The organism is Litoribacter ruber (assembly GCF_018500185.1).
Taxonomy (GTDB): Bacteria; Bacteroidota; Bacteroidia; order Cytophagales; family Cyclobacteriaceae; genus Litoribacter; species Litoribacter ruber.
This window is the reverse complement of the sequence record NZ_JAHBGI010000008.1, coordinates 16,841-43,727: the sequence shown is the minus strand read 5'-3', so window position 1 is coordinate 43,727 and position 26,887 is coordinate 16,841. Positions and strand designations below refer to the sequence as shown.

At 46.6% G+C, this 26,887-nt stretch carries 17 protein-coding genes; 10 read left to right on the top strand and 7 right to left on the bottom strand.

The features are described 5' to 3' along the window. Positions 1 to 54 precede the first annotated feature (54 nt). From secA to KIH41_RS12055, 3 genes are read left to right on the top strand one after another with little or no spacing between them, the layout of a single operon-like run. Positions 55 to 3,423: a preprotein translocase subunit SecA gene (secA, locus tag KIH41_RS12065; protein ID WP_214162550.1), complete on the top strand. Its 3,369-nt coding sequence runs from the start codon at positions 55 to 57 to the stop codon at positions 3,421 to 3,423. A 9-nt stretch (positions 3,424 to 3,432) separates the two neighbouring features. Next, positions 3,433 to 3,975, top strand: coding sequence for a hypothetical protein (locus tag KIH41_RS12060; RefSeq protein ID WP_213944455.1), 543 nt, complete (start codon positions 3,433 to 3,435; stop codon positions 3,973 to 3,975). Then, positions 3,962 to 5,152 carry a M20 metallopeptidase family protein gene (locus KIH41_RS12055; protein ID WP_214162549.1) on the top strand — a complete coding sequence of 397 codons (1,191 nt, stop codon included), beginning with the start codon at positions 3,962 to 3,964 and terminating at the stop codon, positions 5,150 to 5,152. The genes KIH41_RS12060 and KIH41_RS12055 overlap by 14 nt, the downstream gene beginning before the upstream one ends. A 14-nt stretch (positions 5,153 to 5,166) precedes the next feature. Here KIH41_RS12055 and KIH41_RS12050 read toward each other — a convergent pair whose 3' ends face one another. Next, the gene (locus KIH41_RS12050) at positions 5,167 to 5,652 is read right to left on the bottom strand and encodes a hypothetical protein (RefSeq protein ID WP_214162548.1); all 486 of its coding nucleotides are present in this window, start codon (positions 5,650 to 5,652) and stop codon (positions 5,167 to 5,169) included. 50 nt (positions 5,653 to 5,702) lie between these two features. Next, positions 5,703 to 7,112: a hypothetical protein gene (locus KIH41_RS12045; protein WP_214162547.1), complete on the bottom strand. Its 1,410-nt coding sequence runs from the start codon at positions 7,110 to 7,112 to the stop codon at positions 5,703 to 5,705. A gap of 92 nt (positions 7,113 to 7,204) precedes the next feature. Here KIH41_RS12045 and rbfA point away from each other — a divergent pair, with 92 nt between their 5' ends. The 3 genes from rbfA to KIH41_RS12030 all read left to right on the top strand — a co-directional run bounded on the left by rbfA (position 7,205) and on the right by KIH41_RS12030 (position 11,892). Then, the gene (rbfA, locus tag KIH41_RS12040; protein WP_213944459.1) at positions 7,205 to 7,588 is read left to right on the top strand and encodes a 30S ribosome-binding factor RbfA; all 384 of its coding nucleotides are present in this window, start codon (positions 7,205 to 7,207) and stop codon (positions 7,586 to 7,588) included. An 18-nt stretch (positions 7,589 to 7,606) separates the two neighbouring features. Further along, complete coding sequence (locus KIH41_RS12035) at positions 7,607 to 8,830, top strand: FtsX-like permease family protein (RefSeq protein ID WP_214162546.1); 1,224 nt, start codon at positions 7,607 to 7,609, stop codon at positions 8,828 to 8,830. A gap of 125 nt (positions 8,831 to 8,955) precedes the next feature. Beyond that, a complete protein-coding gene (locus KIH41_RS12030) occupies positions 8,956 to 11,892 on the top strand; it encodes a DEAD/DEAH box helicase (RefSeq protein ID WP_214162545.1) in 2,937 nt (978 codons plus the stop codon). Here KIH41_RS12030 and alr read toward each other — a convergent pair. The 3 genes from alr to KIH41_RS12015 are packed head-to-tail and all read right to left on the bottom strand — an operon-like array spanning position 11,889 to position 14,912. Next, the gene (gene alr / locus KIH41_RS12025) at positions 11,889 to 13,046 is read right to left on the bottom strand and encodes an alanine racemase (RefSeq protein ID WP_214162544.1); all 1,158 of its coding nucleotides are present in this window, start codon (positions 13,044 to 13,046) and stop codon (positions 11,889 to 11,891) included. The genes KIH41_RS12030 and alr overlap by 4 nt on opposite strands. Before the next feature lie 4 nt (positions 13,047 to 13,050). Beyond that, positions 13,051 to 14,184 carry an amidohydrolase gene (locus KIH41_RS12020; RefSeq protein WP_214162543.1) on the bottom strand — a complete coding sequence of 378 codons (1,134 nt, stop codon included), beginning with the start codon at positions 14,182 to 14,184 and terminating at the stop codon, positions 13,051 to 13,053. 14 nt (positions 14,185 to 14,198) lie between these two features. Continuing rightward, positions 14,199 to 14,912, bottom strand: a complete 714-nt coding sequence (locus KIH41_RS12015; protein ID WP_214162542.1) for a peptidoglycan DD-metalloendopeptidase family protein — start codon at positions 14,910 to 14,912, stop codon at positions 14,199 to 14,201. 79 nt (positions 14,913 to 14,991) lie between these two features. Between KIH41_RS12015 and KIH41_RS12010 the strand changes: the two genes are divergently transcribed. Beyond that, positions 14,992 to 15,936 (top strand): pyridoxal-phosphate dependent enzyme, encoded by a 945-nt coding sequence (locus KIH41_RS12010; RefSeq protein WP_214162541.1) that lies wholly within the window; start codon positions 14,992 to 14,994, stop codon positions 15,934 to 15,936. Positions 15,937 to 16,307: 371 nt separating this feature from the next. Here the strand turns inward: KIH41_RS12010 and KIH41_RS12005 are convergent, their stop codons facing one another. Both KIH41_RS12005 and KIH41_RS12000 read right to left on the bottom strand, forming a co-directional pair. After that, positions 16,308 to 17,429, bottom strand: a complete 1,122-nt coding sequence (locus tag KIH41_RS12005) for a DmpA family aminopeptidase (RefSeq protein ID WP_214162540.1) — start codon at positions 17,427 to 17,429, stop codon at positions 16,308 to 16,310. Then, a complete protein-coding gene (locus tag KIH41_RS12000; protein ID WP_214162539.1) occupies positions 17,430 to 18,866 on the bottom strand; it encodes an aldehyde dehydrogenase family protein in 1,437 nt (478 codons plus the stop codon). 683 nt (positions 18,867 to 19,549) lie between these two features. Here KIH41_RS12000 and KIH41_RS11995 point away from each other — a divergent pair. The 3 genes from KIH41_RS11995 to KIH41_RS11985 are packed head-to-tail and all read left to right on the top strand — an operon-like array spanning position 19,550 to position 26,737. Continuing rightward, positions 19,550 to 23,386, top strand: coding sequence for a DUF7507 domain-containing protein (locus KIH41_RS11995; RefSeq protein ID WP_214162538.1), 3,837 nt, complete (start codon positions 19,550 to 19,552; stop codon positions 23,384 to 23,386). After that, positions 23,370 to 24,347: a PorP/SprF family type IX secretion system membrane protein gene (locus tag KIH41_RS11990; RefSeq protein ID WP_214162537.1), complete on the top strand. Its 978-nt coding sequence runs from the start codon at positions 23,370 to 23,372 to the stop codon at positions 24,345 to 24,347. The genes KIH41_RS11995 and KIH41_RS11990 overlap by 17 nt, the downstream gene beginning before the upstream one ends. Before the next feature lie 2 nt (positions 24,348 to 24,349). Continuing rightward, positions 24,350 to 26,737 (top strand): OmpA family protein, encoded by a 2,388-nt coding sequence (locus KIH41_RS11985; RefSeq protein WP_214162536.1) that lies wholly within the window; start codon positions 24,350 to 24,352, stop codon positions 26,735 to 26,737. Positions 26,738 to 26,887: the final 150 nt, after the last annotated feature.

Genomic DNA, 26,887 nt, shown 5'->3' with positions numbered 1-26,887 from the left:
CTATTCTGCCAAAAAGAAAGTAATTTTAAAGCCATTTTAATTTGATCAAAATATATGTTAGATATTATAGCGAAAGGACTGGCAAAGGTTTTCGGGACCAAGTCAGATAGGGATATAAAGGAGGTTTTGCCCATCGTTGACCAGATCAACCAAGAGTTTGGCAAGCTTCACCAGCTTACCGATGATGAGCTCAGAGCCCAAACAATTGAGCTGAAAAGCATCATCAACAAGGACTTGGCTTCATTTGACGACCAGATCAAATCCATTAAGGAAAAAATCAACGCGATGGAGGCCGACAAGGTCCATGAAAAAGATGCCCTTTTCAACGAGATCGACAAAATCGAAAAAGACCGTGATCAGGAGTTGGAAAAATCTTTGGAGAAAATACTTCCAAGGGCTTTTGCAGTGGTAAAGGAAACGGCCAAAAGGTTTAAGGAAAACGGCAAACTTGTAGTGATCGCCAATCCTGAGGATCAGGTAATGGCCGCCAACAAACCCAACGTGGAAATTGACGGGGACAAGGCAATCTGGCACAACAAGTGGCTGGCTGCCGGGACCGAAATCACCTGGGACATGCTTCACTACGATGTGCAGCTGATCGGGGGTATCACCCTTCACAAGGGTAAAATCGCCGAGATGGCCACTGGTGAAGGTAAAACCCTGGTTTCAACCCTTCCTTCTTTCCTCAATGCGCTTTCCGGCAGAGGCGTACACGTGGTAACAGTCAACGACTACCTTGCCAAACGTGACTCCGAATGGAACGCTCCACTTTTTGAATTCCACGGTCTCAAAGTAGACTGTATCGACAAATACCCCCCTAATTCCGCAGGAAGAAGAAAAGCATACAACGCTGACATCGTATACGGAACCAACAACGAATTCGGCTTTGATTACCTCAGGGACAACATGGCCAGGGATTCCAATGACCTGGTTCAGGGCAAGCACCATTTTGCCATGATTGATGAGGTCGATTCTGTATTGATTGATGATGCAAGAACACCTTTGATCATCTCCGGCCCAGTGCCAAGAGGGGATGAGCATGAATTTTATGAGCTCAAGCCAAGAGTATCCACACTTGTGGAAGAGCAGCGAAAACTGGTGCAGGGCTATCTTACAGAAGCCAAACGCCTGATCAAAGAAGGAAACCAAAAAGAAGGTGGTTTATCCTTGTTTAGAGCCTTCCGTGGGATGCCTAAATACAAACCATTGATCAAGTATCTTTCTGAGCCTGGTATCCGAGTGGTTCTACAGAAAACGGAAAACTATTATCTCCAGGATAACAAAAGGATGATGCCAGAGGCGGATGAACCTCTTTTGTTTACCATTGACGAGAAGTCCAACACTGTAGACCTTACCGACAACGGTATCGAGGTGTTGACCAAGAAAAACGAAACGGTGGATTTCTTCATTCTTCCTGATATTGGGATGGAAATTGCCGAAATGGAGAAAAATGAGGAGATTGATGAGAAGGAAAAGCTTATTCGCAAGGAAGAAATCATCAAGGATTACGGCGTAAAAGCCCAGCGTATCCATACAGTAAACCAGCTGTTGAAAGCTTACTGTATGTTTGAAAAAGATACCGAGTATATCCTGGTGGACGGCAAGGTGAAGATTGTCGATGAGCAAACCGGTCGTGTGATGGAAGGAAGGCGTTATTCTGACGGTCTTCACCAGGCGATTGAAGCCAAGGAGAATGTGAAGGTAGAAGATGCCACGCAAACTTATGCCACGGTAACCCTTCAGAATTATTTCAGAATGTACCACAAGCTTTCCGGTATGACCGGTACAGCCGAAACGGAAGCGGGTGAATTTTGGGAAATCTATAAATTGGATGTAGTCGTAATCCCCACCAACCGTCCTATTTCAAGGGATGACAGGCAGGATAAAGTTTATAAGACCGTAAGGGAGAAATTCAATGCCGTAGTGGACGAAATCAACGAATTGACCACCGCTGGAAGGCCGGTACTTGTGGGGACCACATCAGTGGAGATTTCGGAAGTTCTCAGCCGTATGTTGACCCTGCGCAAAATCAAGCACCAGGTATTGAATGCCAAGCAGCACGCCAAGGAAGCGGAAGTGGTGGCTGAGGCAGGTAAGCCGGGCACAGTGACTATCGCCACCAACATGGCCGGTAGGGGTACCGATATTAAATTGACCCCGGAATCCAAGCAGGCTGGTGGTTTGGCCATCATCGGTACGGAAAGACACGAATCCAGGAGGGTCGATAGACAGCTTAGAGGTCGTGCCGGCCGTCAAGGGGACGTGGGTTCTTCCCAGTTCTTTGTTTCCCTAGAAGATAACCTGATGAGGTTGTTCGGTTCCGAAAGAATCGCAAAACTTATGGATAGAATGGGGCTCGAGGAAGGCGAGGTGATCCAACACTCCATGATTACCAAATCCATCGAAAGAGCCCAGAAGAAGGTAGAGGAAAACAACTTCGGTGTTCGTAAGCGTTTGCTTGAATACGATGATGTGATGAACTCCCAAAGAGAAGTAGTCTACAAGCGGAGGAAAAATGCCTTGATGGGTGAAAGGCTTGAGTTGGACATTCTCAACATCATGTATGATGTATGTTCGGATATCATCGATATGGCCAAAGCTTCCGATGATATGGAAAACCTGAGAATGAACATATACAGCTCTTTGGGTATTGACCATAAGTTTACCGAGGAGCAGGTTAAATCGAAGGATGCCCATACCCTCACTCAGGAGCTTTTTGAAGCAGCTTATCAGAATTATAGAGCCAAAAACGAGAGAATCCTTAACAGGGCGCTTCCGATCATCAAGGATGTGCATGAGCAAAGGGGCGGAACAGTCCGGGATATTATGGTGCCTATCTCTGATGGTATCAAGCAGATTGGCGTAGTGGTAAACTTGGAGTCTACTATTGAAAATGAGGGTAGAGATTTGATCAGGGCCATTGAGAAGAATGTTACATTGGCAATCATTGACCAAAACTGGAAAGAGCATCTAAGAGATATGGATGACCTCAAGCAATCCGTGCAAAATGCGGTGTATGAGCAGAAGGACCCATTGCTTATTTACAAGTTTGAGGCATTTGAAATGTTCAAGCGTTTTGTCGGCAAGTTGAATGAAGATATCATTTCCTTTATCTCCAAGGCCGAACTGCCTAAGCAAAATCCTGATCAGGTAAATACCGCCCAGCCACAAAGAGCGCCAGAACCAAAAGTTCAGGCTTCCAAAGAAGAAGTTGGCAGCTCAATTGCAGGCAACCGTACACCGGCTGCTACCGCCCCATCAAGCAGGCAGCAAGTGGTAGAACCAAGGAAATCTGATAAGGCTTATGGAAGAAACGACAAGGTTTCTGTCCAGTATCCGAATGGCAGCGTGAAAAAGAACGTGAAATTCAAAAGCGTGGAAGATGACCTGCAAAACGGTCGATGCGTAATCATCGAGAACTAATCCTGTGATATGAAAAATGCTTTAATTGTAATATTGGTTTCCATGTTTGCTTTCAGCTGTGCCGCCATCAAAAGGGGGCCGGCTGATGCCTATAGGGATTATTCAGAAGACCTATCCGAAACTCGCGTAACCTTCCCTGAACTTCCAGATCCTGATGAGATGGAAAAAGAGTCCTCCGTGTCAAAAGGCTCCGGCGCTCCGGTAGACAAGGACTTGGAAGAAGCGATCAGCTATTTCAAGCGGGACAATGAAGACAAACAGTATTACAATGGCTTTACCATTTTGGTATATAGCGGTGTGGATAGGGAGAAAGCCTTTGAAACCCGAAATGATATTTATACGGCCCACCCAGACGTGAAGGCGGATATGCAATACCAGCAGCCCCGCTATTTGGTCAAGGTTGGGAAGTACATCAACAGAATTGAGGCCCAATCGCTCTATCATAAACTGAAGGATGATTTTCCCACGGCGAGAATCATCCAGGAAAGGTTTGAACGGGATGGGTTTGAAGAAGAAAATGATATAGAAGACGATTTTGATGCTGAAAGATAAAATCAAAACCCTCGCCCAGAAATACAAAAGCGAGGTGATAGATAACAGAAGACATTTACACGCCAACCCTGAATTATCCTTCAAAGAATACAATACGAGCGCATTTGTGGAAACACAATTGCGCTCGTATGGCATTACGGAGATAGAGAAAAAGGCTGATACCGGTTGGGTAGCTTTGATTAAAGGGAAAAATCCTGATAAAAAAGTGGTTGCCCTGCGCGGAGACATGGATGCCCTCCCCATAGAAGAGCAAAACGATGTCTCTTATAAATCCCAGAACCAAGGTGTGATGCATGCCTGTGGCCATGATGTGCACACCGCTTCACTTTTGGGTGCTGCCAAGATCCTTCAGGAACTTCGGGATGAGTTTGAGGGAACCATTAAGCTTGTTTTCCAACCTGGAGAGGAACTGCTTCCCGGTGGCGCTTCTTTGATGATCAAAGATGGGGCTTTGGAAAACCCCAAGCCTAGCGGAATTGTTGGGCAGCATGTGATGCCCTTGATTGATGTCGGGAAAGTGGGTTTCCGCAAAGGAATGTATATGGCCAGCACGGATGAGCTTTACCTTACGGTCAAAGGAAAAGGCGGACATGGAGCCATGCCTGAAAACTTTGTGGACCCGGTGCTTATTGCCAGCCATATCATTGTAGCTCTACAGCAGATTGTGAGCAGAAAAGCTAGTCCCAAGACCCCAACTGTGCTTTCTTTTGGGAAAGTGCAGGCCAATGGCGCCACCAACATTATCCCTGAAAAGGTGGAGATTGAGGGTACTTTTAGAACACTGGATGAAAAATGGAGATCTGAGGCCCACAAGGCTATGGTCAAAATAGCGGAGGGCATTGCCGAGGGAATGGGCGGCTCGGTTGATTTTGAGGTTAGAAAAGGGTATCCCTTTCTGGTAAATGAGCCGGAATTGACCTCACGCGCCGAAGAGGCTGCCAAGCAATACCTAGGGGAGGAGAATGTGGAGGAGCTGGACATTTGGATGGCTGCCGAAGACTTTTCCTACTATACCCAAGAAATGCCGGGATGTTTTTACCGGTTGGGAATCCGCAACGAAGCCAAAGGAATCACTTCAGGTGTGCACTCACCAACTTTTGACATCGACGAAGATGCGCTTGAGGTGGGATCTGGCTTGATGGCCTATATTGCTGTCAATGAATTGAGCAATTCTTAAAAAAGGATGCCTAATTATTGAACTCGGAGAAAAACCTTATATGTAATTTCTTCGCATTCAAAAGTTGGGCATTCTTCTAATACGAGTTCGGTGTTGTTATTTTGCAAAGTGAAGTTTATACTTTGAGTATTAACACCAAAATCTGTCTTTACTAATTCTTCTTTCGGAGAATACCAGCCCTCTTGGATATCACTTAGGGAAATAAATAGGACTAAGTCCGTTAATTGCAGGGCTTGATTTTGAATATGGAAGTTCCCGTATCGGTAAGTAGTATAGCCTAATTCCACATCGCTACCAGGCTCCTTTGCGATTAGGGAATGTTGAAATGAACCGTTTGGCTCAAAATGGTAGGTTTCAACCCAATCTATATCCCATCCGGACTGATATTCTCGGTTTTCCCATTTCCCATGTAAGGTTGTGACATCTGGAGTAGGGTCATCACTACACGCAAATACTAAAAAAGATACTACCAGCAGGGAAAAAGTCTTAATCCAATTCATGACGCTTCAGGTTAATTGAAACGTAAATTTACGTTTTTATGCCGGAAAACCTAATTTCTATCGGCAATTAGCTTATAAACGCCATCCCTTTGCTTTCTGTACAAATCTCTCAAGGCAGGAATTTGGATTAAAAGCTCCTCAAAAACCCCCTCTTCGTCAATGATGAATTCAGGCTTCTCATTGTTGAAATACTTAAAAGTAGTGGCCATGTCATTGAGATCCTCAAAATCAGTCAAAACCCTCTTGGAAAGGTTGTAATTCAAGAATGGCGTGGAGGGATAGGCATGTTGGTAGAAGCCCATGTCGGTACCTAACACGACCACCCTTCGATCGCGGGTAAAGTTATACTTGGAATCAGAAGCCACCCCGTAAGCGGTAATCCTTCCCGATTGGATCTTTTGGAAAGTCCAGGCATATCCCACCAGGGGCACGGCCACGATAAAACCATAAAAGAAGCTCTTGAGCACCACCCTTCTTTCCACATTCATAAAAATCTGGTTGATAAAATAAGCCATGGCGGGCAATAAGGGCAGCATCTGGTAAGGTGTCCTCCGATTGGAAATCAGCAAGGTCAACAGTGCAAACATCATATAGAGCATCATCAGCTGCTTTTGCTTTTGCTGGTTGATCGTCTGGCTCCGCATTAGGGAACTGAATAGAAAACCACTGGCGGCAAACCCAAAGGGCACCAAAAACAGGATCAACATATCCAGGTAGGTGACGTGAATGTAGGCCTCGATGATTCTGGTGGCAAACACAAACTCCAGGAGGAATTCCGGTAGGCCGTCCTGCCAAAAATAATACAGACTGCAAAGCAAAATTGGCTGAAAATAGCCAACCATGGATAATATAAATTGATTGAAGCTAAAGCCCGAAACGGCAATTCCTGCCACGATCAAAAAGGGTAGGAAGAATACCAAGGGAAAATGGAAACAAGCCGCTATCCCACCAAATACGCCCACCATCAGGACCGATTCGGTACTGTCCTCACTGAGCAGGGTCAGGCTGAAAACCTTTCCCAGCGCCAAAACCAGAAACATCGTGCCTAGCAGAGCTGGTGAGAGGGTAAGGAAATCAAAGGAAAGGTGAAATAGTACCCCCATTACCAAAGCGGGGAGGTAGGTGGTGTCGGAAAATGCCCTATACCTGATGAAAAGGTGGTTGATGTACACGATCTGGAAAATAATGATCAGACCGGCTATGATATGGTAGGCCAAAAGCGATCTTCCAAAGGCCAGATCAATGAGCCAGTAAACCCCAGCCGAAAATGGGCCGTTATCATCAATGATGTCCAAATACATGTGATAGCCCTGTGACATCCTTTCCCCTGTCAGCATCCACATCAGCTCGGGTGTGAGCAATGGGATATCCATCAACAGATAGGGTACCCGCAGGATAAGCAGGATTACCAAGATGCCGGCAATCCGAAACGGGTCATTTACTTTAAAAAAACTTAACAAGGGCGATTGGGGTTGAATGTTTAGCAATCAGCAAACACGAAATTAAACCTTACGCATTTAATTCACTACATTTGTAACGATAATTATCAATTATGGAAAGCAAAAGACAGCAAAAATATTCAAAGTTGATCCAGAAAGAGGTTGGGGAAATATTCCAGCGTGAGGGGCGACATTTGGTGGGAAGTGCCATGGTGACCGTGACGCGCGTGCTGATGAGCCCTGATCTGGGTGTGGCCAAAATTTACCTCAGCTTTTTGCTGGCCAACAACAAGGAGACCTTTGAAAAAATTGACGACAGCAAAAAAGAAATCCGTAAACATCTAGGCCGACGAATCGGCAAAAGCGTCAGGGTGATTCCTGAGCTTATTTTCTTCCCGGATGATTCCGCCGCTTATGCCCAGCACATGGACAAGGTGATTTCCGATTTGGATATTCCTGAAGCCGGTGAGGAAGAAGATGAAGAGGATGACAAATAATTAACTCCAATACCGATCTTGAACCTATCCTTTTTCATAGCTTCCCGATATTTCAGAAGCAAAAAGAAGCGTAATTTCATCACCATTCTTTCCCGGATCTCCATGATCGGGGTAGCGGTAGGCACTATGGCCCTAGTCATAGTGCTTTCGGTGTTTAATGGCCTGGAAGACCTTATCCGAGGCCTGTATGCTTCATTTGATGCTGAATTGAAAGTGGAGGCAGCGGTAGGGAAATCTTTTCGGGTGGAGGAGGACTGGCTCTCTACCATTCAAGCTGTGGAGGGCGTTGAGGTGGTCACAGAGGTGATCGAGGATAATGCACTCTTCGGTTATAAAGGCGTACAGAAGGTGGCCAAACTGAAAGGTGTATCGGATAATTTTTTGGATCAGGGCAGGTTTGAGCAAGGCTATTTTCGCGGGCAGCTTTCACTGGGCACAGAAAAGCAACCGGAGGCTATCTTGGGTATGGGAGTGGCCAGCTCCTTACGTGTGGACATCAACAATGACCTGGAGTTTTTGACCGTGTATTATCCCAAAGCCAGCCGGTCAGGTTCCATTGATCCACGGCAGATGTACAACCGGGAGATCATCCGGCCAATTGGATATTTCAGCATTGAAAAGCAGTTTGACGATGAGTACATCATCGCGCCCATCTCCTTTGTGGAGGAATTGCTTGAATATGGCAATAGGCGAACCGCTCTGGAGATCAAAGTGCTGGAGGGCTACAGGATTTCCCAAGTGAAAAGAAACCTCAGACAACATTTGGGTACTGATTTTCTGGTTAGGGATACCGACGAGCAGCATGCCTCTCTATTGCGTGCCATCAAGATTGAAAAACTATTCGTTTATCTGACCCTTACTTTTATCCTTGCAGTGGCCTCGTTCAACATCTTTTTCTCCTTGAGTATGTTGGCCATTGAGAAAAAGAAAGATATTGCCGTACTGAAAGCTTTGGGGGCCAAAAACAGCCTCATTCAGGCCATTTATCTAAAACAGGGGGCAATCATCGCCTTCTCTGGAGCAATCATTGGGCTGGTGCTGGGGTTTTTGATCGTGTGGCTTCAGGACACCTTTGGACTGGTGAGTTTGGGAGTGGCCAGCTCCATCATCGACAATTATCCGGTCAAAATGGTGTGGACGGATTTCCTGTATACCTGTATCAGCGTGATCGCCATTACCCTGATGGCCTCCTATCGACCTGCCAAAATTGCTTCAAAGGTCAAAACAGTTGAGCAACTGTAAGCAGCCATATTTCGGCTAATTTATGGGGCATTTTTCCTAAATTTTCGTTATTTTGCGAGCTATTGTATTATGGATTTTGAGCCATCGCCGCCCATTTTCCTTCGTTGCTTGTAACTTGGTTGATTATGAAAGTTTCTTCGGAGAAGCCCTTTGAGATTGTTTACGCCCTATTTATCCACGAATACTTTGGGATTCTTTTTGAATCTTTTGTGGTGCAGCTGGATGAGAAGGGTAGGCTTTCTTATGCCAATCAAAACATTTCTTTCAAAAACGCCAAGGACTTTGCCTCTGGGCTGGATGATACGGACTATGAGCTGATCAAGCTTATGGACAACATGCAGACCGATGCTATTTCCAAGAAATTCAACACCAAAAACCTCAAACCGAAGGATTTTATCCGTAAGATTTACGATGAGAAAACAGGTAACAAGACGATTCAGGATCAGATAGAATTGAAACTGGAAAGTTTGCGGGCGCAGGTTCTGGAAAAGCTTCAGGGAAAGCGGCTTTTTGAAATGGGAAATGACGGCAATCCCATATGGAAAGAGATCCAGGTGATGCCCAATAAGGCCTCAGTGCTATTTCATTTTAGAAGAAATGAGGAAAACACCCATTATTTCCCAACCATCAAATACGATGGAGAAAAGCTCGAGTGGCAGTATAAAAACGGTTATTTGATTTGTAAAGAGCCGGCTTGGCTGGTCGTGGATCAAAAACTTTACAGCTTTGAGAAAAATGTAGACGGGAAAAAGCTTAACCCTTTTCTCAACAAGAAATTCATCGTTATTCCCAAAAAGGTAGAGCAGTCTTATTACGAAAAGTTTGTTACCCAGCTGGTCAGCTCATTTGATGTGTATGCCAAAGGCTTTGACATCAAGGTGGAGCGTAAGCAGCCGGAGCCCTATTTGAGTCTGAGTGATCTCCCAGGAAACGGTCCCTCCCAGGATCTGTTTGGCAATACCAATGCCGGAGAGGGGGAGTCAGAGGACAAGATCATTTTTGACCTCAAATTCCAATACGGCAATTACTCCTTCCGCTCGGATGAAAAGCGCCCCAATGATGTGAAATTGGAGCAGCAAGGGGACAACTATATCTTTTATAAGGTGATGAGGGACCTTGAAAAGGAAAAAAGCTACGGCGATTATCTGAAAGAAATGGGCCTTCCCGTGAAAACTTCCCGTTTTTCCCTCGAAAAAACCAAAGCATTTGACTGGATCAACCACAACCGCGAGCAGCTGGAGTCCATGGGCGTGAAAATCCTGCAGAACAACAACCTGGAGGGCAAAAAATATTTCATTGGCCATGCTTCCATTTCGGTTGAGATCAAGGAAAACATCGACTGGTTTGATGTAAACGCCATCATCAAGTTCGGCGAGTTTGAAATCCCTTTTCACAAGATCAGAAAAATGCTGATCCAGGGTAAAAACGAGCTGGAGTTGCCTAATGGGGAGATTGCCGTTATCCCCGATAGCTGGTTTGTTAACTATTCGGAGATTTTCTCCTTCCTAGAAGATAATGATGCCACCCACCAGCATCTCAAACTTAAAAAGCACCATATAGCCCTTGCACAGGAGCTTGAAAAAGGCCAGCTGATCAACCTAACACTGAGCCGCAAACTGGAAAAGCTGAAAGACTTCTCCAACATTGAGGATTATGAGCTTCCCGCTGGCTTCCAGGGAGAATTGAGACCTTATCAAAAGGCTGGTTACAATTGGCTTAGATTTCTGAATGATTATAGCTTTGGCGGTTGCCTTGCCGATGATATGGGTCTTGGTAAAACGGTCCAAACCCTTGCGATGCTTGCCCATGAAAAAGAGCTGAACCCAGATAGCACTTCACTGCTGGTAATGCCGACTTCCCTGATTTACAACTGGGAACTGGAGGCAAGGAAATTTACGCCAAAACTCAAAATATTGACCTATACCGGTTCATTCCGGGTCAAGGACACTTCCCAATTTCACAAATATGACCTGGTGTTGACTTCCTACGGCATCACCAGGCTGGATATTGACGTGTTGAAACAGTTTTACTTCAACTATGTGATTTTGGATGAATCCCAGGCAATCAAAAACCCGGGAAGCAATATCTCGAAGGCTGTCAATAATTTTCACTGCAAGAATAAACTCATCCTCACGGGTACGCCTGTGGAGAATGGCACCATGGACCTGTGGTCTCAGATGAATTTCATCAACCCAGGTTTATTGGGCAACCAGAGTCTTTTTAAGAAGCAATTTCTATTGCCTATAGAAAAAAAGAACGACATGGACAAGGCCCAAAAGCTGCATGCCACCATCAAGCCTTTCATCCTGCGCCGACTCAAAACCCAAGTGGCCACCGATCTTCCAGAGAAGCTGATCAATGTGAAATATTCCTCCATGACCAGCGAGCAGGAGAAGGCTTACGAAGAGGTAAAGAGCTACTATAGGGAGCAAATTGTCAATGAATTAAGCATGCCAGGGATGGCCAGGAAGCAATTTACCCTGCTTAGAGGCCTTACCCAGCTCAGACAAATAGCCAACCACCCCAAAATGACCGACAAGTCATACGGAGGCGGTTCAGGCAAGTTGGAGGATGTGACGCACATGCTTCATTCCACTGCGAGTGAAGGGCACAAGGTTTTGGTGTTTAGCCAGTTTGTGAGGCACTTGGCAATAGTTAAGGAATTCCTGGATGCTGAAAATATCCGATATGCTTATCTGGATGGTACTACCAAGGACCGTCAGGCCCAAGTGAAGGAGTTTCAGGAAAACGATGAGGTTAAGATCTTCCTGATTTCCCTGAAAGCCGGTGGTGTGGGACTCAACTTGACCAAAGCTGAATATGTGTTTTTACTTGATCCTTGGTGGAATCCTGCCGTAGAGGCACAAGCTATTGACCGTGCGCACAGGATAGGTCAGCAGAACAAGGTCATGATCTATAAATTTATCACCAGAAATACGGTAGAGGAGAAAATCATGGCTTTGCAGGAGAAAAAGATGGCTTTGGCTGGAGAACTTATCAGTACGGAAGAAAGCTTTATGAAGAGCCTCAGCAAAGAGGATATTGAGGCGTTGTTGGACTAAGTGGTAATGGTCCGCTTAATATCTTGGGGCAGCCTGGTAAGCAGCTCGTAGTTGACTTGCTGGGATGTCTCCCCAAAGGAGGCCACAGTTAGCTCCTGTGATTTCTGTTTGCCGATAATCACCACCTCTTCCCCTGGTTTCACATTTCTAAGTTCGGTGATGTCCACCGCAATGCTATTCATGGTTACCGTGCCAACTACGGAGACTATTTTCCCATGGATGAGCACCTTGCCCAGATTGCTAAGGGTCCGACTAAAACCGTGGGCATAGCCTACCGGCACCAAGGCAATCCGCATATTTCGCGGGGCCATGTAGCTGGTGCCATATCCTATAAAATCCCCCATTTTCACTTCCTTGAGACTCATAATCTCACTTTTCCAACTTAGCAGTCTTTTAAGCGGATTCTTGGTCGTTTGGGTAAGCAGGTGTTTGTATTTGGCCATATAAGTCTCCTGGCTCGGCCAAAATCCGTACAGTAGTATGCCTATCCTCACCATATCCATCACCGTTTCCGGGTAGGTCAGGGCTGCCGCTGAGCAGGCCGTATGATATAGGGAAAACGCAAGCCCTTTGCTCTTGAAATATTCTTTGAACTTGTGGAAGGTTTCTATCTGCTCCTTAACTCGCACATAATTGCTGATACTTTCCGCACCAGCATAGTGGGTACAAAGTCCGCAGAGCACCAAATGATCCAGGTTTTCAATCAATAATTTGCTGAGCTTTTCCCTTTCCGACCACTCAAAGCCCGTACGGTGAAAACCCGTTTCTACTTCTATGTGGATTTTGGCTTTTTTCCCCTTTTGCTTGGCGATAGACAGGATTTTTTCCATCCTATCCATACCAAATACAAAAATGCTCAGCCCGTTTTCCACCACCCAATCCAGCTGTGCTTCGGTGGCCATGCCCATGATCATGATATGGCTGCGATGCTTACTGGCGTGAAATACCCTGTAGGCCTCGTCCACACTGAAGGTGCTAAAATGTCTTACGCCGGCACTTTCAGCTATTTTGACCATGTTTTCTATCCCGTGTCCATAAGCATTGCCTTTTACCACTGCCGAGATGATGGGGTGCTCCCCGATTTCCTGCCTGATGTAGCTGAGGTTGCGTTTATAGGCTGATTTGCTGATTTGGATATAGCTGGTTCCCTGCATAGGATCAATAATGAAGTTCTTTTAGGGTTTCGACAAAAATATCCACCCCTGTACCGATGATTTCATCCGGAAAATCATAGGTGGGCTCGTGAAGTTGGGGCTGTTTTTTTCCTGCCCCCAATCCAAAAAGGACTGTTTGGGTGGCTTGGGAAAAATGGCCGAAATCTTCCGACCAGCGGAAGGGGATCCGGATGTTTTTGGTCTTTAAACCGAGCCGTTTGGCTGCGTCCTTCACCAGCTTGTGCGCCTCGGGGCTGTTTTCGGTCGCGGCAAAAGATTCGGTATAGCTGATCTCTATTTGCAACTTGTTTTCCTCGGCGACTTTTTTGGCCAATGCTTCGGCGTACCCGGTCAATGCTGCCAGGGTGTCATTGTCGAAGCTCCGCAGCGTGGCCATGACGGTTGCCTCTCCAGGGGACGTGCCAAAAGCCCTTTTGCCCAGTTGGGCATGCACTACCGTGATGAGGGCAAAGTCATTCATGCTCTCGGGTAGCAAGGGCAAGCCGACCATCAAGGTGCTCATGGCCACCGCAGGGCTGAGGCCGTCTTCTGGGTGTCCTGCATGAGAGGTTTTGCCTGTAAGTTGGATGATCATGCCCGTTGACGCTGCGGCAAACGGGCCTTTTTTGATGACTACCTGCTTTTCCGGATAGCCAGGCAGGTTGTGAAGGGCAAAGGCATAATCGGGCTGGATTTCCTTATACTTCTTATCCTTAATCACACGCTCTGCTCCTTCACCCGTCTCCTCAGCCGGCTGAAATAACAAAACGACATTGCCCTTCAACGGACGGTTTGCCGAAAGATGCTTACCCACTCCGGCCACGATAGCCATATGGCCATCGTGGCCGCAAGTATGGGAATTACCCTGGTTTTTGGAGGCATGCTTGGTCTCACTTAGGTCAGCAATAGGAAGACCGTCAAGCTCACATCGGATCATGGTGGTAGGGCCGTCTTCTTGCCCCTCAAACTTAAAAGCTACCCCGTGCCCGCCTAATTTGTCGTAGACTTTGTCGGGTTTGAGCGGTTCAAAAAAATCCTTCACCATTATAGCAGTCTCTTTTTCCTCATTGGAAAGTTCGGGGTGCTGGTGAAGTTTTTGTCTAAAATCGGTCAGGCTTTCAAGTTCTTTTTGGGTCATGCGAGATGTGGTTTTTAAATTACAACACCCTGGGTCGGTTTCTGTTTGCCAACCTCCTGCTGCACCTCAAAGCAGAGAATCATGTCAGGATCAAGGCAGATGGTGCGGTAGTGCTCGGTGTCCACTTCTGCACTTACCCCCGGGAAGTCCCCATCAAAGTCCAGCATGTTGGTCATGATCTGGAAATGAAGGTGGGGCGGCCAATTGCCGTTTTCCTCCTGAATGCCTAGGTGGCAGAGAAGTTGGCCTTTTTTGATTTTCAACCCCCTGTGAAGTGGGTTAAGGTCTCTTAATTTGAGGTGTCCATATAGGGTGAAGAAGGTTTGGCCCTCCAATTCATGCTGCAGGATAATGGTAGGGCCATAATTGCCATAGCCGGCATTGTCCCGGAAGCTGTGCACCACGCCATCAAAGGGCGCATACACCGGGGTGCAGGCCTCTGCCCATATATCTACTCCCAAATGAATGTTGCGGAAAGCATCATTCTGGGCAAAAACATCGGAACGCCGGTAAATGTCCCGCTTCTCCATATAGCCCCCTAAGCCGTACTTTTTGCCGTTGAGCTGTCTTTTTATAAACTTATCAAAATCACTTGTGTCCTGTAGGTTGACCCCTTCCAAGCCTTTGTTATTGGCCGTGAGGTCCAGTAGTTCCGTGTTGTCTTTGTTCAGGGCCTCCCCCATCAAAGGGTGGGCTTGCTGGCGCTTAAAAAACTCTTTGTAATCCATAGAAATAGTCATTTTACCCTTTCAATATAAGCAATGTGGTTCGAAAATGTTAATTTGCCGCAAATAAGTAAGCCGAACCATGCCGACCTTCTCACTGCCAAGTTTAGAAAATATCCGTGAAGCACACACTGCCATCCAGCCATTCATCCACCGCACACCGGTGATGTCTTCTTCTGCGATTAATATAATGGCGGGTTGCAGTATTTTCTTCAAATGTGAGAACCTCCAAAAGGTAGGGGCCTTCAAAGCAAGAGGCGCTGCAAATGCCGTGCGAAAACTTTCGGATTCACAAAAATTGAAGGGAGTGGCCACCCACAGTAGCGGCAACCATGCTGCCGCATTGGCCAGGGCGGCGCAGGTGGCGGGGATACCCGCCTACATCGTGATGCCCAAAACTGCCCCCGAGATCAAAAAGGCGGCCGTTGCTTCTTATGGGGGTGAAATTATTGAATGTGAGCCTACCCAGCAGGCCAGGGAAGAAATGTTGGGAAAGGTGGTGGAAAAAACCGGAGCGACCTTTATCCATCCTTATGACTTTATGGACGTCATCGAGGGGCAAGCCACTGCTGCCTTGGAATTGATCGAAGATGTGGAGGGGCTGGATGTGATCATTACGCCTGTAGGTGGTGGAGGCCTTTTGGCGGGGACCCTTCTTACGGCCGGATATATGAACCCCAGCCTTGAAGTATATGCCGGCGAACCCCAAGGTGCCGATGATGCTTTTCGTTCCCTTCAAACTGGGGAGCGACAACCCAGTTTGAAACCCAATACCATTGCTGATGGATTGCTTACCTCATTGGGCGAGATAAATTTTGCGATTATCCAAGGTAGAATTAAGGAGATAATTACCGTTTCGGATGAAGAAATCAAGGCTGCCATGAAGCTGATTTTGGAAAGGATGAAAATAGTGATTGAGCCTTCCAGTGCAGTGCCTCTGGCTGCCATTTTAAAGAAAAAGGAGACTTTTGCAGGGAAAAATGTCGGGGTTATCCTTACAGGAGGAAATGTTGATTTAGGAATTTGAAAAGCAGTCAGGCCCAAAAGAATACAGCTTCAGAGTGACCATAAAAAAACACAGATTTCACAAAGGGATTTGGATAAAAAATAAGCTAAGCGTTAGGTGCTTTGCGCTTCACTTTACGGTCGTTATGAGAAACCTTTTAGAGACCTTACAGGGAATTTATAGGGACAATATAGGGACCTTATAGGGATATTGAGTTAGGGGTGAGTTAGGTCTTCGCTCATAGCCGGTAAACCCAAATATAGAGCTTGTCCATACTTACTCCATACCTGATCCGTACCATGTTTACTGGGAATATGGATAGAAGAAGAGTAAGACCCGCCCCGAGTTAGGCTGGCTTCGGTCTCTCATCCCAATAAGGGTGCGAAATGAAACTACCTTCCCTTCTTTTCTTTCAGCTTGATGGCTTCATTGATTGGCAAAGCCTTCACTTCATGCCCATCTCGCCCTTTCATATCCTCGGCCGCAAAAAGGGAGTTGATGATCGCTTCTTCAGTGGCCTCAATAGCAGCCAGGAATAGGGCGCTCATGTCGTCGTTTCGTAAAGTGGAGGTTGGGGATAGGGTGAGGGGTTTTTCACTGTGAGAAATGCGCAGTTCCTTGGCAGTGGAAAAGGCAATCACATAATCTCCCGAACCGTTGGAGGCAATCCCGCCGGTTTTGGCCAGTCCCATCATCCCGCGCTTGGCAATTCTTTCCAGGTTCCTTTCCCCAACCGGGGCATCGGTAGCTATTACAATCATTATTGACCCGTCGGCAGATTCCAGCTGGTTTTTGAAAGAATATTGTTCAAGATGCTTACCTACCGGCAGCCCGTCCACGGTAAGGACCCCACCAAAATTGCTTTGGACCAATACGCCAACCGTATAGCCACCCAGATTTTCTGGAAGCTTCCGTGAAGCTGTCCCAATTCCCCCTTTAAAACCAAAAGCCACAGTGCCAGTCCCGGCACCCACATTTCCTTCCTCCACCTCGCCTCCTTTTGCATCCTCGATTGCCTGAAGCACATGGCTGGGCTTGACGGCTCTTTTCCTGATGGCATTTAGGTACCCATCATTGGTTTCCCCTACTACCGCATTCACGGAATAGACGTTGCTGTTTTCCTCAAAGGAAAAAGTATAGTCAACCACACCTTCAATGCCAGCCGCCACGCTTAGGGTGTTGGTTAAAATAATGGGGCCTTCCAGGTTGCCCAGCTCCTTGACTTGGCTATAGCCGGCCAATTTTCCGAAGCCGTTGCCAAGATATATGGCAGCCGGAATCTTATTTTGGAAGATATTTTCATCGTGGGGAAGAATGGCCGTGACGCCTGTCCGGATATCATCGTCTTCCGCCAGGGTGATGTGACCCACTTTCACGCCTTCCACATCCGTGATGGCATTGAGTGGACCAGGAGACATCACCCCAAATTCAAAACCGAAATCCCTTGCCCTTTGCTGGGCATTTGCATTTTCCATAACCAATAGAGCGGCTAGGGCGAAAAAAGCTTTCTTCATTTAGCCAAATATCTTCAGAAACAGTTTGGAAATTCTCTTTTCGGCAAAGCCATAGGGAGGATAGAACATTTTGGCAGGCGTCATCCCAACGCGCTGTTTGAGCACGGCTTTTTCATTGCTGAAGGCCTTAAAGCCAAAGTGGCCATGGGCTTTTCCTATCCCGCTCTCATTCACCCCGCCAAAAGGCAAATCGGGCGACATGTAGTGGACGATACAATCGTTGATGCAAACACCGCCTGAGGAAGTGTTGCTCAATACAAAGTCGATCACAAACTGTTCGTCGGAGAAAATGTAAAGGGCAAGTGGTTTTGGCTTGCTGTTGATGGTATGGACGATATCCTCGATGTCGGTGTAGGTCACTACTGGGAGAATTGGCCCAAAAATCTCCTCGTGCATGATATCCATGGCTTCGGTCACCTGGGTGAGGATGGTTGGTTCCAGGTAGTTTTCCTCTTCATCGGTATCTCCGCCAAAGAAAATGGAAGCCCCTTTTAATCGAGCATCACTTAGTAACCTGGAGAGTTGCTTGTGGTGCCTTTCGTTGATGATGCGGGCGTAATCCTTACTTTTAGCAATAGCTTTGCCCTTTGAGCCATACATTTTATGGATCTGGTTTTTGACTTCAGCCAAAAACGGATCCACAATGCTGGAATGCACCATCAAATAATCAGGGGCTATGCAGGTTTGGCCGGCATTCATGAATTTCGCCCATACGATCTTTTGGGCCGCATCCTCCAGGTTGGCGTTTTTATCAATAATTACCGGACTCTTTCCTCCCAGTTCTAGAGTAACTGAGCTCAGGTTTTCAGCTGCAGCTTTCATGACTATCCGGCCTACTTTTGGGCTACCGGTGAAAAATATATGGTCAAAGGGTTTTTCCAAAAGCATGGTGGCCACTTCCACCTCCCCTTCAAACAACGCCACGTCATCTCTGGAAAAAACTTCCATTACCATTCTTCTCAGCAAGGCACTGGTGTGTGGCGAGCTTTCCGAAGGCTTCATGATAGCGGTGCATCCCGCCGCAATGGCCGATACCAGCGGGGTAACAGCCAGCTGAAAGGGGAAATTCCAAGGGGAAATGATCAGCGAGGTGCCTTTTGGCTCATATTGGATATAGGCAGAACTGCCGGTAAGGGTGATCGGGTTTTTGACCTTTTTGGGCTGCATCCATTTGCTGAGGTTTTTTAAGGCCAAGTTGATTTCTGACAATACCAGGTAAGTCTCCGTCAAATCCACCTCGGTGGCCGGCTTTTTAAAATCGGCATAAAGAGCTTTTCGGATCTCCGCCTTGTTCTTTTTGATCCACTCCCGCAGTTTGGAAAGTTTGCGAGCACGCTCCTCTTTGGTGCTCAGCCTGAGCTTGAGGGCATGCTGCCTATGTAATTCAAAAGTTTCGTTTATTTCTTCCTGCAACTTCGATAAGTTTCTGTTTTCCATGAGTCAGTGGTTTGTTTTCAATTTAGTCAAAATAGGCCAATAACAAAAATGGGGATGCCAAATGGTTTTAAGTCGTTAAAACCCTTTATAGGGGTATTTCGTTTTAAAATTAGGACAGAAATTAAATAAACAAGGTTATGGTGTGGAGTTTAGAGAAGCTAAATCTGCAATCAAGACTGTTGGAAACCTATAAACGTGAGGTTTTAGAAAAGTACATCAGCCGCTTGGTGAAAGATAAAAAGGCTAAAAACAAGTAGAAAACAATTGAAAAGCAGGTGAAGCCACCTGCTTTTTTTATGCCTCTACATGCCTTTCATCACATTTTTTGGCGGTTAAATTTATTTTATAGAAAATAATCACCTAGATAAATGACATTTTTTGCATTTTAATTTATATATTGGTCACAAGGATTTAACGATAGTTTCTGTCTCAATAATCCCAAAAAGAGTGATGAAACATAGTTTCGGGTACTTTTTTAGTTTTTAAAAAGGTTTTTTGGTTGCTTGATGTAAGATTCACGGATAAACTTTTTACCTATGAAAAGAATCTTTACTTAGTTCCCGGTACTGCCGCAGCCAATTCGGCAGGTTTTGATTTTAGATAGTAAGAACGGGTTTTACCTTCTTCAATTTTAAGGATTCCGGTCTCCTTGACCGACTTTTTATTAGCGTTACTATTTGATTATGAATACTTTCTGTAGTACCCCAAGGGTGATTTTCGCTTGGTTGCTGCTGGTCTTTATGATAGCAGGCCTTGCCCCCGCTCAGGCACAGGTTCAGGTGCCTTTTTCTCCCCGCACAGCCGCTGCGAGCCCGGAGAAAACCATCTATAGCATCAAAGGTGATTTTACCATGATTGGAAACACCAACCTCCAAACCGAGGACCCCGATGCTACCAATAACAACACCTCCATGGTCTATGTCGATATAGACGGTGATCCCACTACCCTCAATTCCTCCTCGGCCACCCTGTTGTTTTCTCAGGAAAACGGTGCTGACCCTAGTTGCTCGGAAGTGGTGTATGCCGGCCTTTATTGGACGGGTCGGGCCTCAGCAGGTCCGGAAAGCCCCATTTCTTTTGAAGTGAGCAAAGACGGGCTTACCAAGACCTTGAATAAAAGACAGGTTTTGTTTAAGCATGCCAACGGAAGCTACCAGACCATTACGGCTGCGCCAAACAACATTTATTTTCCAGAAACCTCCGAAAGCCTGATGTATTCAGCCTATGCTGAAGTCACTGATCTGGTTAAGGAGCATGGCGGTGGAGAGTACTTTGTTGCCGACATGGCTCTTAATGAAGGCTCCGACGAGCAAGTGGGCTTTTACGGAGGCTGGGGTCTGGTAGTGGTGTACCAAAACTCCAAAATGAACTGGCGGGATGTAACCGTGTTTGATGGGCATGCCTACGTGACCGGGAGCCAGGTGCTGGAATATCAGATTCCGATTGAAGGTTTCCAAACCGCGCAAAACGGTGAAGTCAACATCAAGTTAGGCGTGATGGCCGGTGAAGGCGATATGGACCTTGATGGCAACTATTTGGAAATCGAAAATGGCCTAAACTCGGGTGAATTTATCCGTCTGAGTCATGAGGGAAATAGTCCTGACAACTTCTTCAATTCCTCCATTTTTACAGGAGGCAATCCCCGAAACCCATTCCTAAAGCATAATGCCGGGATGGATATTTCCATGTTTGAAATTCCCAATGAAAATAATGAGGTGATCGGAAATAGCCAAACCTCAACCCTGTTCCGATATGTATCCGTGCGTGACCGTTACATTATTTTCAACCTTACGTTTTCGGTGGATGCCTATGTGCCCGAAGTTGTGGGGATCAATAAGGTGAGTCGGATCAATGGGCAGGAAGTGACCGAGGAAAATGCCGAAGTGGAGCCAGGGGAAGAGATTGAATTCACCATTGAACTCTTTAATAAAGGCACCGAGCCTATTGAGGATGCCCAAATTGTTATTCCCCTGCCTTTCACCGCCTCCCATGCGACGGTAGAAGAGCAGTTATTCTTTAGCGGGCACAATTCGTCTGGCGCTACCTATGAGCCGACTATGGGGCCTAACGGTTCGATCGTTTGGAAAGTAGGGGACCTTCCCATGCCGTCCAGTATCGGTGAGGCCAGCGATTTTGTACTGGCTAGGCTCAGCTACACCGTCAAAGCCACAGAGGATTGTTTCATACTTACCAATGAGGAGTGTAACCCGTCCATATCTATAGAAGGCGCCATCTCGGGCACAGGTAAGGTTTCCGGTACGCCGTTTAAGGAAATTTCCCTAATCCAGGGTTACCAGGATGGTGGAGAATGCAAGGGTGAGATTATGACCGGGCCTATGGTCGTTTGGGTTAATACTGAAAACTTTGATGCAACCCAATGCAAGGATTACTCCCAGAACAGGGTGTTTGAGTTCTGCTTGGCTGAAGGGGAAGAGATTCCTTTCGACCTGATCAAAGACGCTTTCCCGGCAGGAATCAAGTTTTACAAGGAGATTCCAGGTCCTAATGTGGAGTTGATGGAATTTGATGCCAATAATCCTTTCCCTTCAGAATCGGGGACATACTTTGCCCTGCCTGTGGGAATGGACCATGAGGTGTGTGCCTTTGCCTTTGAAATCAAGTTCAATGAAGTGGCGCCTCCCAAGGTGAAAAACAGGGTGGTCGACATCGATTATGGCACCACCACTTACATCGTAGAGGCTTCTCCAAATCATACCCTGGTGTGGTATGACTTCAGGGGCAATAAGCTGGACGAGGAGCCAGTGGTGCAACTCTGGTTCCCAGGTGTCCATACGGCCTATGTAAGCCAGGTAAATGAAGCTGGGTGTGAAAGTGAAAAGGTGCCAGTGGTGGTCAAAGTATTGGCTGACTTCGCCCTTTCCCTGACCAAGGTAGCCGACCGAGCGGTTTTCAGCGAAGCGGGTCAGGAGATCAATTATGTGATTGAGATTGACAACGACGGTGACTTTGCTGCAAACAATGTCAAGGTGGAAGATCCCCTTACGGGACTAGAGACCATCGTGGCCGAGGTTCCTCCTTTCAGCAAATACCATGTTTATACCTCCTACACGGTAACTGCGGCCGATGTTGAAGCCGGAAAGGTGAGAAATACGGCCTTTGCTGTTACCGTGGATGCCGGTGGGGTGGAATTTGCCTTGGAAGCCAGCGCCTTGGTAACCTACAGGGCGGGTGAGGGCCCTCCTCCGGGCGACAACCCGACCATCATAGCTAATGATGATCATTTCGGTAATTTTGAGGCCAAGGTTGGAGGGCTTTTGGGAAATATTCTGGACAATGATCTCCTAAATGGCCAGAAAGTGAAACCTGAGCAAATTGACTTCATTTTCACGGATTTGGACGGCCTCCTTGGCTTGATCATCGGGGAAGATGGTAAGTTGAGGTTGATGGGTGGCGTGGCTGAGGCGAGAGCGTATACTTTGGAGTATGAACTTTGGGAACTAGGCAATCCTCAAAATCGAGATAAGGCCATTGTTACCTTCCAACTGCTTTCAGGTGATCCTGAAGTTGATTTCACTAAATCAGTGGACCGCACCGAAGTGATGGTAGGCGATATGGTGACCTATTCCATTTCCCTGACCAACAATGGGAATCAGACTTTGGAGAATATCAGGATTGAAGATTTTCTTCCCGAAGAATTGATGTATATCTCCTCAAATATTGAAAAGGAAGATGAGAATTCCTTGGTGTTTATCATAGCCGAACTGGCTGCCGGTGAAACAGTGGAGCTGGTGATCGAAGCCATGGCCATTGCCGAAGGGGAAGTGGTAAACAAAGCGCAGCTCACTATTGGGGATTTTGAGAAAGAAGCAGAATCCGAACCAGTGATCGTCAAAAATGCTCAAGTTGACCTGGCGATATCCAAAACTTCCTTCAATCAGGATATAGTGGAAGGGGATGCCTTTGAGTATGAGATTGAGGTGAAAAACATCGGATCGGAAACAGCTCATGCGGTAATAATCACAGACCGGCTACCTTCAAAAGTAACCTATCTGGGCTATAGCTTTACGGCTGATTTTGATGCCGAGATCAGCGTTCAGGTCAGTGGTCAACAGGTTCAATGGCAGGTGGAGCGTTTCCCCGCCGGCGGTACTTTGACCCTGACCATGGAGGTGAAGGCCCACAATAAAGGGACTATTATCAACGAGGTGGAGGTAAGCTCCAGGGAGGAAGATGTAGACCTGTCCAATAACAAGGCTAGGGATGAAAATGAAATTAAAGAGGTGTTTTTCCCCAATGTAATCACTCCTGGAGGGGATGGGAAAAATGATTTCTTTGTCATCAAAGGGTTGGACAAATTTGTCCAAAATGACCTGACCATTTTCAACCGCTATGGGGATCATATCTATGAAGCCACCAATTACCAAAACAACTGGGGGGCTCCGGGACTGAATTCGGGTACCTATTACTATGTGATGAAATCCACCGATAGTAATGGTCAGCAGACAATTTTTAAGGGTTGGATACAAGTAATCAAAGACGGAAATGGAAAAGATTTTTAGAATAATAGCAGTATTTGGTTTGCTGGGGCTGATTTTTTCCCAGCAGACCCAGGGGCAACAGTTGCCCCAGTTTAGCCAGTATATTTTCAATGGGCTCCACATCAATCCGGGATACGCCGGCTATAAGGGTGAGCCCTATGTACAGAGTACCTACAGGAGCCAATGGATGGATTTTCCGGGGGCGCCACGTACGTTTACCGTGACAGCAGATCTCAGTGCCAATGAGGGCAGGATGGGTTTTGGGGCGTCAATTCTTTCTGACAGGCTTGGGCCTTCCCAGACCTCTGGGGCCTTGCTCACCTATGCCTACCGGCTACAAACCGGGTATGATTCCTTTTTGGGTTTTGGTGTAAGCGCCGGGGTGACCGAGTACGTGATTGACGGATCTATATTTAACCCCAATGACCATGGGGATATCCATGTTCCGGAGGGCAGAAACAACATGTTTGCTCCCAATATGAATGCTGGGGTGTTTTGGCACAATTCAAAATTCTATGCGGGCTTGAGCGCCTTTAATTTGGTGGGCAGACAGGCTTTGGAAAGGGAGGATTTGGCACTTGCCTATCACAACTTCCATTTTTACTTCACGGCCGGGGCACTTTTTCCGGTATCTGAACAAGTGCAGTTTAAGCCTTCCTTTTTGATAAAAGAAGAAACCGGCGGGGCCCCTACCAGCTACGATTTGAATGGGATGTTTCTTTTCATGGAGAGGCTGTGGCTGGGTGCCAGCTATAGGTCCAACGTGGACCTGGATTCCGAACAGTTGCAGGCCAATCTCAACCGTAGAAATGCGGTAGCCTTTATCGTGGAGGTTTTTGCCCTGAGCAACCTTAGGTTAGGTTACGCTTACGACCACAATACCAACGTGCTGAACAACTACCGGAACAACTCCCACGAGTTGTCTGTGGGCTATTATGTCACTCCGCGCAATGTCAGAATGAAGAATCCTAGATGGTTTTGATTATGAAGAAGTTATTGTTGATTATCGTCTTTTTTGCCATGGGGGTACAGGTGTTTGCCCAAAACTCCATGCTTAGATATGCCGACAGGCAGTTTGAAGAGTTGAATTACCGGGAAGCTGCCAAGGTTTACAGTGAAGCCTACCGAAAGAAGGCCAGATACAGCACCGCCCAGCGTGCTGCCCAGTCATTTGAGCAGATGCGGGATTATGGGCTTGCCTATAAGTGGAGGCAAATCGCAGCCGGACATCCAGAGGCCAGTACAGAGGATTGGAAAGCCTATGCCATGGCTGCCCAGCGGGCCGGGGAAATGGACAGGTATTTTGAACTCAAAAAAGAGCTTGAGGAAAAAAATGTAACGCTGGTCTCCTGGGAAAACCAAAATCCCAACCGCCTGGTTGAGGCCAAGCCTTTGGATACGCTGAATACCGGATTTGCGGATTTTGGATGGGCAGAGGATTACCGGGGTAATATCTATATCACCTCTGACAGGGGTGAAATCGGGAAGGGCAAGAGGCCAATCAGGATAGATGGGCGAAATAGGTTTAGTCGGGATGCCTATGGATGGACTGGAAGGGACTTTTTAACGGTGTATAAAGTTGATCAGAATTTTCAGGTCTCTGAGGTGCAGTCCCCGGTGCCCGATACCTACCACTTTTCTGATCCATTTTTCTTAAAAGAACAGCCGATTGTGTTTTACACGGTCACTAGGGAAGTGAAAGGAGTAAAGAAAAGGGAATACGACATCAATCCAGAGCTTTATTACAGCCGAATCGACAGCAAAGGTGAAATGGTGGGCTATGAGGCCTTTCCGTACAATTCATTTTTGGAGCATGCCATCATCACTCCATTTGTGGATGAGGAAAGCAAGATGCTTTATTTTGCCTCCAACATGAAGGGTGGGCATGGAGGCCTGGATTTATATTATGTGGAATATGATGATGACCTCAAATTTGGAGAACCTGTCAACTTGGGCCCTGCTATCAATACTGCTGAGAATGAGCGAAACCCCTTTGTAAAGGATGGGCATTTGTATTTCAGCTCTGAAGGCCATGAGGGGCTTGGGGGGCTGGATATTTTAAAGGCTGCCATGCTGGATGATGGCTTTGCTGAGGTCGAAAACCTTGGCCTGCCCTATAATTCTCCCCAAGATGATTATGCATATTTCCATAAGGAGAAAGGCAAAGCCTATTTTTCATCTGACCGCTTGGGCGGTAAGGGGCTGGACGATATTTACACAGTGGAGGAAATGTATAAGCGCTTTCTGGCGAATTTATTGGATTGCGATGGGAATGAGGTGGTGGAAGAGTTTTTCTTCGTCCTGCAGGATAGAAAGCTGAAGTCGGATATACATACTGACCGTGACCGGATAGCAAAATTCACCGCCGAGCTCAACCATGATTCAGATTACCTGGTTAAAATCCACCGTGAGGGTTATTTTTCTAAAATTGACAGCACGATATTCACCAAGGATATTGAGGATGAAATATTGGAAAGGTTTTACACCATGATACGCATACCATACAGGATGCCGGTTTTTGTGGACCTGATCTATTATGATTTGGATAAATCTGAGATCAGAACCGAGGCCAAGCCTGCCTTGGACAAGTTGGCTGAAATGATGAATGAAAATGATTTTTTGGATTTGCAGGTGAATTCCCACACCGACGTGAGGGCATCAGAGGCATACAACGAGAAGCTTAGCCAAAAAAGAGCCGAGTCGGTGGTGGATTACCTGGTAGAGAAAGGCGTTTCGAAAAGCCGGATCACACCAGAGTGGCATGGGAAGAAAAAGCCTGTTAGGGATTGCGGTGAGGGTCAGCCTTGTTCGGAAACTGATCATCAGCTAAATAGGAGGAGTGAGCTCGTGCTGAGGGCTTTCCCTGAAAGTGGCAAAGATTACGATTTTCCCATTGATCTAGCCGCTGCCGACTGCGATGAAAATACCCTATTGGCAGCCATTCAGGATAGGCTGCAGGAAAATGGGTTGCTGGCCCTTCCCCGGGTTTACTTTGACTTTGATAAATATACCTTGAGGCTTCCTCATAAGATGGAACTGGAAAAACTTGCCTTATGGATGCAGCAACGTAGGGATTTCCAGTTGGATCTGCAGGGACATACGGATATCCGTGGATCGGAAGATTACAATAAGAGGCTTTCGGAGAGAAGGGCGCAAGTGGTGTTTGATTACCTTAAGGGGCGTGGAGTGGATGAAAACAGGATGGCCTTCCAGTGGTTTGGCAAAACCCGTCCAGTCGTGGAATGCAGCCAGTGCACCGAAGAGCAGCACCAGGCAAATAGAAGAACTGAGGTGAGATTTTCATCTTCTGACTTGGCTCAAGAGGAACTCCCCAAGGAGAAAGCAACTGCTTTTACTGAAGCTAATAAGTAAACCGCCAAGCAAAAGGGACACAGAGTTCCACAGAGTTCTAAACAAAAGAGTTTCACCGAGTCTGCTTACCGGCAAAAGCAGGTTTTCTCTTCCACAGAGAATTTTAAAAAAATGAAGGCGCAAAGTCCATAAAACTTTGCGCCTTCGTTT